The organism is Nocardia puris, assembly GCF_036051655.1.
Taxonomy (GTDB): domain Bacteria; phylum Actinomycetota; class Actinomycetes; order Mycobacteriales; family Mycobacteriaceae; genus Nocardia; species Nocardia puris.
Map to the genome: position 1 here is coordinate 3871863 of NZ_CP107943.1, position 13778 is coordinate 3885640.

The window sequence follows — 13778 nt, forward strand, 5'->3', positions numbered from 1 at the left end:
CGTCCTCACCCGCGAACTGGCGCAGAGCGTCGGTCTCGCTGGTCCACTGGCTGTGGTCGTGCGGCGCCCGCAGCCAGTCCAGCACGTACAGCGCCGCGTTGCCGCCCCCGCGCCGCCCACTGCACCTGGACCTTGATCGGCGCCATGCTCGACGGTACGAACACCTCCTCGAATCCACCTGCCGGAGCAGGCAATACCGGTGCGCGCGGCGGTGCGGCCGAGGCTGCCGCCAGGCTCGCCGACAGGGCTACCAGCACGGTCACTACCCCGTGATCACCTGCCGCAGATGCCCCTTGATACTCCGTGCGTTGCTCGATCGTGCCACCCCGGTCACCCCACATGCCTCCCGTCAGGTCTCTTCGCGACATACCGAAGAGCACGGACCGGCGCAGGCCCCTAACGCTCAGGTCGTCGGCGTCTTCTGTCCGGCGAGCAGCGCGGGGGTGAGGGCGTTGATGGTCGGGTGCTCCCACATCACCTCCGGTTCGACGGTGATGCCGAGTTCGTCCTCGATGTCGGCGGCGATGGTCAGGGCGAAGACGGAGTTCAATCCGTACGCGGTGAGCGGGGTGTCGAAGCCGATCTCCTCGGGCTCGCGTTCGACGTAGTAGGCGACTTTCGCGCGGAGCCAGTCGCGTCGTTCGGTGAACAGGGTGTCGTCCATCAGGTGCCTCTCGGTCGGTGCTCGAGGTCCAGGGTGCGGTCCTCGGCGTGGTGGGTGCGCAGGTCGTCGAACAGATCGTCGCGCGACATGCCGGAATTCCGTTCCACGGCAACGGGTTCCGTCTCAGGTGCGGCGCGGGTGGCGAACGCGGTGCGCAGGTCGCGCAGGAGTTTCTGGAACACCGCGCTCTCGCCCTCCCGGATGTAGAACGCCGACCCGAGGACGGTCGAGAGCCGGTGCATGGCTCGCGTCAGCACGGCGGGGACGTGGCGGCAGGCCGCCGCGGCGTGGCGATCCGGCGCCCGCAGCGCGGTGTGGACGTACTCGTCGCACCACAGGAGATCGGCGTAGGCGTCGGCGAGAATCGCACGGACGGTGGGGATGTCGGCCGCCGTCGCGCCGTACAGGCGTCGCTGGGACACGTGGCGCAGCGTCACCCGCAACCCGGTGTCGAGGATGCCGACCGCCGCGCCGGCCAGGACGATCCCCACCTCGTCGGCGAGCGGGATCGCGCCGTTGCCGGGTGGGTCGATGTCCAGTAGTTCCTCGCCGGACCCGATCTGGTCCTCGAAGACGAGATCGCAAGGGGCAGAAGTGCGTAGCCCGACCATCGGCCGCGCGGCCCGTACGGTGGGCGTGGTGGTCACGATCTGGCGCGGCGTCACGGTTCCGTCGGGCTCGCGCACCATCACCGAGGTGATGACCAGATCGGTGTCCTCGGCGGCGAGCGCTCGGCGAATCCCGTTGACTCGTAAGAGATCCCGATCACGCACCACGTCAGGAAGTCCCGGCCAGTCATCGACGCGCAGCACCGCTCCCGGGCCCGCATACCCCACCCGCCCGTCCGCCAGCAGACGCTCGACAACGGACTGCCGGTGGTGTTCCCCGTCCGCGCGCAGCACCGTGCGGGCCGCCGCCAGTCGAGTCGCGCCGTAGCCGAACGCCAAGCCGGGTTCGTGCCGGGCGACCGCCCGCAACGCCGACATGGCGGCGGTGAGGTCGTCGCCTCGCCCGCCGAGCGATCTCGGCACGAACTCCGCCGCGAGCGACAGCTCGCGCAGAATGTCGGTGCCGTGCCGAAAGCCTTCAGCCTGTTCATCTTTCGAGACCGTATGGGGATAGCTCAGCGGACCCGTCCACGGGTCGCCGACGCGCCGCTCGTACGTCGCGGCGAAACCGGGCGTCACAGTCCCCACCCCGTCGGATCGATCGAATCGGGTCCGGGTACGGCACCGGCGAGCACTTCGTCGGCGAGCCGCAGATACACCGCGTCCGCGTCGGCGGGGGCGAACAGATAGGCCATCGTCGCCTCCAGCCACCCATCGGATAAACCGTTGGCGCGGTGGACATGCACGCACGCCGCCGCCGCGAAGAGCTGTTCGTAGCGCCGCGCCAGCTCGAATCCTTCGGGCGGCACATCCCGCATCGCCGGGCGCCACGAGGCGAGGTCGCGGTGCAGTTCCTCGGCCAGCTGCGACAGCACAGGGTGCTCGCGCACCGTCGTCACGACGCTCGCGCCCGCCGTAGCCAGCAGCCCGAGCCGCCGGGCATCGAACGGTGGCACCGGGGCGTCGAGCCGGGCCGCGAGCCGCACCGCGGATTCGTCGCCGGTGCCGCGCCGCCACGCGCGCGACAGCATCGGGAAGTGGTTGATCAGCACGGTGCGGTTGACGTAGGTGCTGCCGTCGAAGATCTCCACGATGCGGTGATCGCGTTCGAGTTTGGCGTAGGCGCTGCTCGCGTCGCGCACGGCGTCCGAGCCGAGCAGCGCGCCGGCCAGGCGCACCACCTCGTCGGCCACACCGGGCACGAAACTCTTCACGACCGCCGACACCACGCTCATCTCGCCGGGCAGTGTGTGGAAGCAGCGGGCCCCGAGCGCGGCCACCGCCTCGGCCGTGAGCACGCCGGCGACGGCCCTGCCGAGCAGCCGCCGTTCGTGGTCGGCGGTGCCCGTGGCGGCGACCGCGAGCCGGACGGCGTGATCGGCCGCGCCGAGCGACAGCCCCGCGCAGCCGACCCGGGTCATTTGCAGCGACTTCAACGCGATGGCGGCACCGTCGCCCGGACGGCCGACCAGGGCGTGCTCGGGGAGAAGCGCTTCGGTGAACTCGACGCCGCTGATGTCGGCGCCTCGCAGCCCGAAGGTGTGTGTCTTGGGCAAGTACCGAATCTGGGAGTGCGGCAGTTCGCGCTTGTCCACCAGGAACAGGCTGAACGCGCGCGGGCCGGGTTCGCTTTCGGTGCGGGCGAAGACGCAGATCAGGTCGCCGTGCGTGGCGTAGTTGATCGGCCACTTCTCCCCGGACAGTCGCCAGCCGCCGTCGGCGCGGACGGCGTGGGCGTCGTTGGCGAGGACGTCGCTGCCGTGCTCGCGCTCGGTGAGGCCGAACGAGATCACCGCGCCCGCCGCGATCTCGGCGGCCACCCGTGTGGCCTGGTCGTCGGTGCCCGCCACCCAGATCGGGGCGGTGCCGAGCATGATCTGCCCGTGCGCCACCGCGACGCTGAGATCGCGCCGCGCGACCAGCCGGATGCCCTGCACCGTCCGGAAATAGTCGTCCAGCGTGCCGCCGTACCGGCGCGGCACGCACGCGAGATGCAGGCCCGCGTCGTACAGCGCCCGGCACGCCTCGCGGGGTAGCAACTCGTCGCGATCCCCTCGCAACACGCGCTCGGGCGCGAACGGACCCTCGGGATCGGTGAGCCGTTTCTCCAGTTCCGCGATCACCGCAGCACCGCCTCGGCGATGCGGGCCGCGTCGCGCCCGCCGAATCCGAGCAGCGCCGACCCGCGGCTGCGCAACCGGTACAACCCGACGAAATACAGGCCCGGCACCGCGCCGATCCCGGCGACGTGCGCGGGCTTGCCGTCCTCGCCCAGCAGCGACCGGTCGAACCAGCTCCAATCGTCGCGATAGCCGGTCGCCCAGATGACCGTGTCCGGTTCGATGCGGGTGCCGTCGGCGGTCACGAGCGCGGCGCCGTCCACCGACTCGATCCGGCCGACGGGCTGCACCCGCGACAGCAGATCGTCCGGCGCCCCGATCACCGGATCCGGTTTGCGCAGGGGACCGACGACCGGCAAGCGCAGCAGCGGCCGGAGAAAGGTCCACACGTCCCGGCCCAGAACCTGCTGCGGTATCGAAGGCAGGGGCGCGCCGCGACTGAGCACGACCCGATGGGTGGCCGACAGTTCGTCGGCGATCTGGGTGCCGGAGTTGCCGCCGCCGACCACCAGCACCGTTCCCGGCCGGACCTGTCCGGGATTGCGGTACTCGTGCGAGTGCAGCGCGACGATCCCGTGGTCGAGTTCGGCCGCGACCGGCGGCACCCAGGGCTGCTGGAACGCACCGGTGGCCACGACGACTTTGCGGGCCGCGCACGTCTCCCCGCCGAGGGACAGCAGGAACTCGCCGTCCACCTTCCGCAGGGAATCCACGCGCCGGCCGAGCAGCACCGGCAGCCGGAAGCGATCCGCGTACTGCTCCAGATAATCGGCGACCTCGTCTTTGTGCGGGTAGCGGTGCGGGTCGCCCGGAAAGGCGGCCCCCGGCAGGGCGGAGAAGCGCGCCGAGGTGAACAACGTCATCGAGTCCCACCGGGTCCGCCAGGGCTCGCCGAGCTGATCCGCCGCGTCCAGTACGACGAAATCCGCTCCCGCCCTTTGCAAGTGGTAGGCGGTCGCCAGCCCCGCTTTCCCCGCGCCGACGATCACGGTGTCGACGGTCTTCGGTAAGTCGTTCACGACGGGGCCTTTCGGTAGGTACGGCGCAGCACCGGGTCCAGCTCCTCGTGCGTGGCATTCAAGGTGTTGTCACGGAACAGCTTGCGCATGTGCAGTCGCCGGATCTTGCCGCTGGTGCTGCGCCGGATCGCGCCGGGCGGGACCAGGCAGACCCCGGCGATCGTCACCGTCGCCAGCTCGGCGAGCGCCGCCTTGGCCTTCAGCGCCAGTCCGTCGAGATCGCCGTGATCGGTCCGGACCTCCTGCACCACGACAATGTGCTCCTCGTCCTGGGCCGGTACCGAGAACGCGGCGGCCAGTCCGCCCTCGAAGCTCGAATCCACTTGGCCCAGCAGGTATTCCAGATCCTGCGGGTAGAAGTTTCGCCCGCGGATGATGATGAGTTCCTTGAGCCTGCCGGTCAGATACAGCTGACCGTCGTGGACGGTGCCGAGATCACCGGTGCGCAGTTCCGGTCCGAAGACCGGTTGCCCCCAGTAGCCCGGTGCCACACTGGGACCGGACAGCCGGATCTCGCCGACGCGCCCCTCGTCCACCGGCTCGCCGGTGCCGGGATCGGCGATCGTCAGCCGGTAGTGGTCGGGCACCGGGCCGGAGCTGACCATCGGCACCCCGGCGGCATCCGGGACGAACGCACCTTGCTCGAGCGCTTCGGCGCTGATGCGCGACACCACCGGGGGCTCGTCGTTCGGCGTGCCGGTGACGAACAGGCCCACCTCCGCCATGCCGTAGCAGGGGCTGAACGACTCGGGCCGGAACCCCGCCGCGGCGAAGCAGTCGGCGAACGCCGCCAGCGTCGCGGCGCGCACCGGTTCGGCGCCGTTCAGCGCGGCCCGCCACCGGGAGAGATCCAGTCCGGCCGCCTTGCTCGCCGGGATCCGCCGGACGCACAGGTCGTACGCGAAATTCGGTGCCGGACTGATGAATACGTCGTGCACGTCGATCATGTGCAGCCAGCGATACGGGTCGAGCAGGAAGGCGGTGGGGGACAGGAGGGTCGCCCGTCCACCGAAACGCAGGGGCAGTAGCACCGCGCCGATCAGGCCCATATCGTGATACAGGGGCAGCCAGCTGCCGACGTGGAAACCATCCGGCAACGCGTAGTGCCGATGGATCAGATCGGTATTGGCCGCGAGCGCACCGTAGGTGACGACGACGCCGCGCGGGTCACCGACCGAGCCCGAGGTGAACTGGAGAAAGGCGATCTCCTCCGGGCGTTCCGCACGCGGCGTCCAGTCCTCGGCCCGTCCGCGCGGAGCTGTCGACGCCGGAATGCCTGTCTCACTGAGCAATTCGGTGTAGCCGTCGGGAGCGAGAATCAGCGCGGCCCGGCAGGAAGCGATGATCCCCCGCAACCGCGTCAGCTGCTTGCCGCTGCGCGGCGAGAGCGGCAACGGCGCGGGGACCGGCACCACCCCGGCGTACAGGCAGCCGAGAAACGCGCGCACGAATTCGATTCCGGTGGGGTAGGCGAGCACGACCCTTGCGCCTGGTTCCAGTCGCCGCTGCAACGCCGCGGCGATCCGGCGGGCGTCCAGATCCAGTGCGCCGTAGGTGATTCGGTCGAGTTCGTCGCCGCGGTCGGGCAGGACGAGGACGGCCTCGCGGTCACCGTGGGTGCGGGCGAGTGCGCGAAGGTCGCTGATCATCCGAGGTGACTTTCCGTGTGGGCGTTTCGGTTTCGCTGGTGCATCGGTTCCGGCGCTTCCTCGTCGAGAATCGCGGCGAGCGCGGCGCCGTGATCGAACATCGTCAGGTGCGTGCCGCGCGCCGCGATAACCTCGACTCCGTTGCGGGCGAAGCGATCCCAGCCCCAGGAGCCCTCGACGTCCGGGTAGCCGTCGAACTCGCTCACCCGGCCGTCGACGGCGCGCAGCAGCCGGATCGGGGCCCGCACCGGCCGGCCCGGGTAGGTGCGCGCGGCGAGGACCACCCGCGAGAACACCGCAAACAGGTGGTCGAGATCGCCGCCGGGATCGGTGCCGCCGAGGTCCTCGGCGAACCAGGCCCGCAGGGTGGCGTGGTCGGGAGCGGGCATCGTCGCCGGTGCGGGCGCATCGAAGATGACGAGCTGTTCGACGTGCTCGCCCTCGCGTTCCAGCTCGGCCGCGAGTTCCAGCGCGATCGCGGCGCCGGACGACCAGCCCCCGACGACGTACGGGCCGTGCGGCTGGACCCGCCGCAGTTCGGCGCGATAGCGCGCGGCGAATTCCGCCACCGTCGCGGGCAGCGGTGCCACCACCTGGAAGGCGTGGCACGGCCGATCCAGCCGGGCCGCCAGGTCGCGGTAGGCGAAGACGGTGCCGCCGGCGGGGTGGACGAAGAAGCACGGCGTCCGCGTCCCGTGGCTATCGAGGGTGACCAGTGCGGAATCGGGCCGGGCCAGCCCCTCGGCGAGCGCCGCGATGGTGCGGGCGGTCAGCAACGTGCCCAGCGCCGCGTCGACGCCGAGCTGCTGCCTGATTCGGGTGACGACCTGGAGCGCCGCGAACGAATGACCGCCGAGGTCGAAGAAGTCGTCCTCGACGCCGAACGCGTCGATCCCGAGCACCGAGGCCCAGATCGCGAACAGCGCGGCTTCCCTCGGAGTACGCGGGGCAACGGGCTCTCGGGTGGTGACCGCGGGGTCCGGGCGCAGCGCGAGCAGAGCGCGCCGATCCAGTTTGCCGTTGCCCGTCACCGGGAGCCGGTCCAAGGCGATCAGGTCCGCGGGCACCAGGGGCGCGGGCAGCCGTTCGGCCAGCGCGGTGCGGAGGGCGGTGACGTCCAGGTCGTCCGGTGTCACATACCCGATCAGGCGCTTGCCGGTGGGGCTGTCGCAGGCGAGCACCGCGGCGTCGCGGACGCCTGCCTCGGCGAGCAGCGCGTGTTCGATCTCGCCCGGCTCGATCCGCCAGCCCTGGATCTTCACCTGCTGGTCGGCGCGCCCGATCAATTCGATCTCGCCGCCCGGCAGGTAGCGGCCGAGATCGCCGGTGCGGTAGATCCTTTCACCGGTCTCGCGATGCCGCACGAAGGCCGCGTCGGTCTTGTCCGGATCGCCGAGATATCCCGTCGCCAAGCCGATTCCGCCGATGTGGAGTTCACCGGTCGTCCAGGTCGGCGCGGGCAGGCCCAGTTCGTCGAGGATGTACCACGGTTGATTGGCCAGGGGCCGGCCGTACGGGATGGAGGTCCACGACGGGTCCACGGCGCCGATGCGATGGTAGATCGACCAGATGGACGCTTCGGTCGCCCCGCCGAGGCTGATCACCTCGGCGTTGGGCGCGATCCGGCGGATGCGGTCGGGCAGGGTGACCGGAATCCAATCACCGCTGAGCAGGACCAGGCGCAGGGCGGGCAGGGTGACGCCGTCGGCGGCCTCGACCAGCAGCTGCATCAGGCCCGGGGCGGAATTCCACACGGTGACGTGGTGGGTGCGCAGCAGACGCAGCCAGCTCCCCGGGGTCGGGTCGTCGGGGTCGGGCAGGACGAGGGTGGCGCCGCAGAACACGTCGAAGACGGAGAGATCGAAATGCAGTGCCGAGACGGCGAAGACGATGTCGTCATCGGTTATCCCGAAGCGCCGCTTGATATCCACGATGGTGTTGAGCGGACCCAGATGGTTCAAGGCCACGCCCTTGGGGGTTCCGGTCGAGCCGGAGGTGTAGATGACGTAGGCGAGGTCGGACTGTGCGACCGACACGGGCGCGGGTTCTCCCGTGTCGTCGCCCTGCGGGGAGAGACATCGGATACCCGGTAGCTCGAATTCGGTGATCGCGGAGCTGATTTCGGCGATCGACAGCAGCGCGTCGCGCCGTTCGCGCGGCCAGGCCGGGTCGATCGGCACGTAGGCTCCGCCCGCCAGCAGCACCGCGTGCACGGCGACGATCTGCTCGATACTCTTGGGCAGGATCACGGCCACCAGGTCGCCGGGGACGACACCGGAACTTTGTAGGCGTGCGGCCAATGCTTTTGCGGCACTGTGTAGCTCGGTACGGGTGAGGGATCTTTCGAGGCCGATCGCAGCGGTGTGGCCGGGACGTTCTGCCGCGTAGGTGGGCAGCAGGTCGGTGAGCAGCTCGCTCGGCGCGGGGTGGACCGGTGTGGCGGCGTCGCGCAGATCGAGGACGCGGGGCTCGACCAGCGTGCCGACCGGCTCCTGCCACGCATCGGGCTCTGAGGCGAAGCGGCGGAGCAATCTCTCGTAGGCGGAGCACATTTCGTCGAGGAACCCGGGCGGGAAGGCGGATTCGAGCACGTCCCACACCACCCACAGGCTGCCGCCGTCGAGCTCCCAGAACTGATGATCGACCAGGGCCTGCGGGGTTTCCAGCCGGCTGAACCCGACGCGCTCCTGCGGTCCGGCCGTCAGTCCGGCGGCCACGACGAACGGGCAGACCGCGCTGCCCGGCGCGGACCGGGCCCGGCTCAACGCCTCCAATACGTCGAGACCGCCCGTGTGGGTGCGGGCGAAGTCGCGGAGCAGTTGCCGTTGCAGGACGCGACATCGCTCCAGGAAGGTGAGCTCCCCACGCCAATCGACCTCGAGCGGGTAGACCGAGGAGAAGTTGCCGAACACCCGTGCTGTGGCCGGGATCAGCCTGCGGGTCATCAGATTGGTGAGCAGGAAGTGCCGCGAGCCGCTGAACTGCGCGATGACCTCGGCGTACACGGCGAGCAGCACGGCCGACGGCGTGAGGCCGAGTTCGCCGGCGATCGTCTTGACGGTCGACCATTCCGGCGCGCCGAGCTCCAGCTGCCTGCGGCGCAGGCCGCCGTGACGACCGTCGTTGTGCACCAACGGCAGTGGCGGTGGTTCCGGGAGGGAGTCCAGCCGGTCCATCCAGTAGCCGCGGGCCCGCTTGCCCAAGGGGCCGGCCTCGACCGCCGCGAGCGCCAGCGTCGCCTCGCGCAAGGTGGGCCCGGTCTCGGCCGGCGGTGCGGCCGGATCGTCGTACAGGCGGTCGATCTCGTGCAGCAGACTCGCTCCGCTGTAGAGATCGAGGAAGAAGTTGCTGAAGTTGATGTGCAGGCGCACCCGGTCGTCGCCGTACCGGGTGGCGTGGAACTCGAGCCACGGCCAGCGGTCGAAGGGCAGCGGACGCGTCGACATCTCGTCGCGGAGACGGTCGAGTTCCCGTTGGGCGGCAGCGGGTTCCACTCCCGTCAGGTCGGTGTAACCCACGGTGAGCGGCACGAACTCCTCGATCGGGCGGAGTTCCAGATCTGTTGTGACGGTGACCAATACGTCCAGGTGGCGGGCCAGCGTCGCGTTGACGGCGCGCTCGTAGCGGCGGACATCGAGCCCGGCCCGTTCGCGCTCCAGATACAGGTGGGGCCGCACGGAATTCTGCATGCCGTCGCTGGCCCCGACCATGAGGAGCTTCTGCATGTCGGATATCGGGAAGGGGAGCAGGGAGGATGCGTCGGTGCTGATCGCATGACGGTGTAAAGCGATGGGCAAAGCTCGAAACCTTTTTGTTCAGAAAACAATTCGACTTTTGTTCAGGGACCTCGTGGTCAACCAGGCCGGTCGGCGGTGCGGTCGACTGTATGACCGCGCTGTTTTGGGCAACAGCCCAGAGAAATCCCGGCTTCACTGGGTAGTGTTCCAAAGGATCGCGCCCGAAGTTCGTTGAGTATTGGTAAGATTCGGGCGGATGGTGCATATCGGACGGCCGAAGAATGGCGAACTTACAGTAACGGCTACCGAGCGTCGCGCTTTGCTGCACCGTGCGCGGGCGGCGACATCGACGCAGGCCTACGCGCTGCGGTGCCGGATCGTGCTCGCGTGTGCCGAACCCGGCGCCCGCAACAGTCATGTCGCGGCCCGGCTCGGCGTTTCCGCCCCGACGGTGGCGAAATGGCGGGAAAGGTTCATCGAGCGCGGACTCGCCGGACTCGACGACCAGCCGCGCTCCGGCCGCCCGAAATCCATCCCGCCGGACCGAATTCGGCAGGTGGTGACGCTGACATTGGAGCAGGTCCCGGCCGATTCGAGGCGCTGGACCCGGGCGTCGATGGCCGCGCGCACCGGATTGTCGAAATCGACGATCGGCCGGATCTGGCGGCGTTTCGGCTTCGCGCCGCATCTGGCCGGGTGGTTCAAGATTCCTGTGGCACCGCCATTTTTGGACAATGTCGTGGATATCGTCGGGCTCTACCGCAACGCGTCGGAGAAGGCGGTGGTGCTGTGCACGGACCGGGAGTCGGGCGGGCGGATGTTCGCCGGTGCTCGGTCGTCGGAACCTCGCACCCGTGAGCGTCCGCGTCGCACCGCAGGCCTCGTCGCCGTCTTCGGCACCGGGCACCGCGAGCGCCTCGCCGAATCACGCCGCACGCGCCGAGCGGTCGAGTTCACGAAATTCCTTGCCAGCGTTGACGCGCGGGTGCCCGCCGAACTCGACGTCCACGTGGTGTGCAACAACTACGCGACCAACCGGACCTCCATCGTTCAGGAGTGGCTGGCAGCTCACCCGCGCTTCCGCCCGCACTTCACCCCGGCGGGAATCTCCTGGCTCGACCGCGCGGAGCGCTGGATGGCCCTGCTCGCCGACCAACTCGTGCACTGCGTCTCGCACGGCAGCGGGGAGACGGTGGAGCGCGACGTGCGCGCGTGGGTCGAACGCTGGAAATCCGATCCCCTGCCGATCGGCTGGAAGAAGGCCGCGGGCGAAGCGATCGGTTCCCTCGCCGGGTATCTGCAACGGTTCTCGACCGCGGAGCGGAAGCACTGCGCGAGCCTGCGGTAGGGGGCCGGGAAAAAACTTTCGGGCACAGCGATGAATCCTCGGCAGGCGGCCCGTCCTATCCCTTGAACGCGCTACCAACCCGGCGCACCCGACCAGAAGGACCAGCCATGACCACCACCGCCGCCGCCCCGTTCGCCACCGACGTCACCGCCCGCCCCGGCAAGATCCGCAACCGCGTCCTGTGGACCCTGCAGATCGTGCTCGGCCTGTTCTTCATCCTCGCCTCCGGCGGCCCGAAGCTCGTGATCCCGCACGTGCTGATGGAGAACCCGCCGCAGAACATGACCATCCCGCTGGCGCTGCTCGTCTTCATCGGCGTCGTCGAGGTCGCGGGCGGCATCGGCCTCATGGTCCCCAAGCTCAGCGCCCTCGCCGCCGCCGGCCTGACCGTCCTCACCATCCTCGCCGCCGGCTCCCAGGCATTCATCGCCGACCTGCCCGAGATGGCGATCTTCCCCCTCGTGCTCGCCGCGATCTTCGCCTGGATCGCCTACGAGCGCCGCGCCTCGATCACCGACCTGCGCAACGCGCTCTCGCGGTGAGAATTTCCTAAGCACGATCGGCGATCGGTGGACAGTCCACCGATCGCCGATCGTGCGTGTGCGGATCGATCGGCTGTCGGGGTTGGCGGCGGTCGATGTTCTGCGGTGTGGTGTCGGCGGCCACCTTGTTCGGTGGTGAATCTGTCCCGGGACGGTCACGGCTCGGGGGCAGCGTCGTTGTGCCCGCTCGAACGTTGAGTGGGAGGGTCAGTCGCAGCGCATCGAGCCTTGACCGACCGGTCGGTCATCGGTACGGTCGGCTCATGGAGATCGCTGGGGACACCCGCACCGTGTCGACGGCTTACGGGGAAGTGGTCGTGCACCTGAGCGGTAGATCGCCGGGCGATGCGTCGGGATTGCTACTGCTGCATGCGAATCCGGGTGATCACCGTGATTTCGACCCGATCGCCGCGACGTTGGGGGAGGCCTGGTCGATCGCGGCTGTCGATTGGCCGGGTTATGGCGGGTCGTCGGCTGCCGATGGGTTGACCGTCGATGCGCTCGCCGATGTCGCGTATGAGGTTGTGGAGTCCTTGTCCGACAGCGGATTTCGATCGTTCACCGTGCTCGGGAACAGTGTCGGGGCCTATGCCGCCGTGCGGTTGGCGCAGCGTGCCGGGGACCGGATCCGGGGGTTGGTGTTGGTGCAGTCGGCCGGGTTCGTGCCGCTGAACCTGTTGACCAGAGCGCTGTTTCGCGTGATGGCGCACCCGGCTGTGGCGCGCTGGGCCGTGGTTCCCTGCGCCAGGATGTACTTGGGTTCCGCGCGTCACGAGGGCGTGCGGCCCATTCTCGAACGGGCGAAAGGGATTCCGGGTGATCCGGTGCGGCTCGCGGTCTATCGCCGACTGTGGCGCAGCCTCGACGACCCTCGGCTCGACCTACCCGCGGACGGTCCGCTGCTGCCCGAGCTGCCGATCCTGGCGGTCTGGGGCCGCCGCGACCCCATGAACCCGTGGCTGCTGAACCGGCGCGGCCTCGCCCGCGCCCTCCCGCACGCCGAGATCGCCCTGCTCGACGCTCGGCATGAACCATTCGCCGAGCGTCCGGCCGAATTCCTCGGCGCGGTCAGCGAATTCCTCGCCGCTCGTGCCGAGGCGAGTTCATGAGGTCCGCCGAGCCCGGCCGCCGCGCACTGCTGGGCGCGGGCCGCCACCTGCTGGCCACCGAGAACCTCGGCAAACTGTCGGTCAACGCGATCACCGCCGAGGCGGGCATGGCCAAGGGCAGCTTCTACCAGCACTGGCCGAGCCGCGAGGCCTACCTGCTCGCGCTGCACGGCGCTTTCCACGACGACCTCGCCGACCAGGTGACGACCGCCATCGCCGGTCTGGAGCCCGGCGAAGCCCGCCTGACCGCGATCATCACCACCTACCTCGACGGCTGTCTGGCCGAACCCGCGACCAAGGGCCTGCTCGTCCAGGCCCGCACCGACGCCGGGCTGCACACCGCGGTGGCCGCCCGCAACGCCGCTGCCGCCGAGTTGTTGCGTGCCGACCTCGAAGCCCTCGGCTGGGCCGATCCCGTGCCGGTCGCCGTGCTGCTGGTCGCCGCGATCGCCGAGACCGCGCTGTTGGAGTTGGATGTTTCGGCTCCTCGTGCCGACCTGCGTGCAGGTTTGCTGCGGTTGGCGCGGAGGTGACAGGAGGGCTGCGCCCGGCTGGGCGATCGGACACCTTGGGGCTGGGCGGGGGAGCTGATGGGGGCGCTCACCGCCCGTCGGTTCCGAGGGAACTGCGCTAGCGGCCACCACCGTCGACCGAACGATCACTGGCGGAATCGATTCGGGCCGAATGTGATTCGGAATGCTGCCGCTATGCCGGAAGGTGCGCCGTCGCCGTCGCCGTCGCCGTCGCCGTCGCCGTCGCTCCGCGCGGTCCGCTTCCGAAAGCGCAGTGGTCCGAGCGCCATCCGGAAACGTCCTACGCTGTTCCACTTCGGCCGCCAGCCCGTGCCGTCGAGAAGTCTCTGATCCGCGACTCGGACTGCCGCGTCGGTACAGTGACTTCGGATGACCGACATCCAGATCACCGCGAGCCTCGTCCGCGCCCTCTTGGCGGACCAGCATCCGGATCTCGCGGGCCTGACCAT

At 69.6% G+C, this 13778-nt stretch carries 10 protein-coding genes; 4 read left to right on the plus strand and 6 right to left on the minus strand.

Going from position 1 to position 13778, the window contains the following annotated elements:
- Positions 1-403: 403 nt before the first annotated feature.
- Genes OHB21_RS17705 through OHB21_RS17730 form a run of 6 tightly spaced genes read right to left on the minus strand, consistent with a single transcriptional unit; the run spans position 404 to position 9785 of the window.
- The gene (locus OHB21_RS17705) at positions 404-664 is read right to left on the minus strand and encodes an acyl carrier protein (RefSeq protein WP_067510848.1); all 261 of its coding nucleotides are present in this window, start codon (positions 662-664) and stop codon (positions 404-406) included.
- Positions 664-1851, minus strand: coding sequence for an acyl-CoA dehydrogenase family protein (locus OHB21_RS17710; RefSeq protein WP_195125975.1), 1188 nt, complete (start codon positions 1849-1851; stop codon positions 664-666). The genes OHB21_RS17705 and OHB21_RS17710 overlap by 1 nt, the downstream gene beginning before the upstream one ends.
- The gene (locus tag OHB21_RS17715; protein WP_195125974.1) at positions 1848-3395 is read right to left on the minus strand and encodes an acyl-CoA dehydrogenase family protein; all 1548 of its coding nucleotides are present in this window, start codon (positions 3393-3395) and stop codon (positions 1848-1850) included. Before OHB21_RS17715 ends, OHB21_RS17710 begins: the two co-directional genes overlap by 4 nt.
- Positions 3392-4411 carry a flavin-containing monooxygenase gene (locus tag OHB21_RS17720; protein ID WP_195125973.1) on the minus strand — a complete coding sequence of 340 codons (1020 nt, stop codon included), beginning with the start codon at positions 4409-4411 and terminating at the stop codon, positions 3392-3394. The genes OHB21_RS17715 and OHB21_RS17720 overlap by 4 nt, the downstream gene beginning before the upstream one ends.
- A complete protein-coding gene (locus OHB21_RS17725; protein WP_067510844.1) occupies positions 4408-6060 on the minus strand; it encodes a fatty acyl-AMP ligase in 1653 nt (550 codons plus the stop codon). The genes OHB21_RS17720 and OHB21_RS17725 overlap by 4 nt, the downstream gene beginning before the upstream one ends.
- Positions 6057-9785 (minus strand): non-ribosomal peptide synthetase, encoded by a 3729-nt coding sequence (locus tag OHB21_RS17730; protein WP_067510843.1) that lies wholly within the window; start codon positions 9783-9785, stop codon positions 6057-6059. The genes OHB21_RS17725 and OHB21_RS17730 overlap by 4 nt, the downstream gene beginning before the upstream one ends.
- Before the next feature lie 331 nt (positions 9786-10116).
- On the opposite strand from OHB21_RS17730, the gene OHB21_RS17735 reads away from it, so the two are divergent.
- From OHB21_RS17735 to OHB21_RS17750, 4 genes are all read left to right on the plus strand, one after another.
- Complete coding sequence (locus OHB21_RS17735; RefSeq protein WP_228791546.1) at positions 10117-11145, plus strand: IS630 family transposase; 1029 nt, start codon at positions 10117-10119, stop codon at positions 11143-11145.
- 107 nt (positions 11146-11252) lie between these two features.
- Positions 11253-11687, plus strand: coding sequence for a DoxX family protein (locus tag OHB21_RS17740; RefSeq protein ID WP_195125971.1), 435 nt, complete (start codon positions 11253-11255; stop codon positions 11685-11687).
- A gap of 107 nt (positions 11688-11794) precedes the next feature.
- The gene (locus tag OHB21_RS17745) at positions 11795-12796 is read left to right on the plus strand and encodes an alpha/beta fold hydrolase (RefSeq protein WP_328439633.1); all 1002 of its coding nucleotides are present in this window, start codon (positions 11795-11797) and stop codon (positions 12794-12796) included.
- On the plus strand, positions 12793-13329 hold the full coding sequence (locus OHB21_RS17750; RefSeq protein ID WP_067510839.1) for a TetR/AcrR family transcriptional regulator: 537 nt from the start codon (positions 12793-12795) through the stop codon (positions 13327-13329). Before OHB21_RS17745 ends, OHB21_RS17750 begins: the two co-directional genes overlap by 4 nt.
- Positions 13330-13778: the final 449 nt, after the last annotated feature.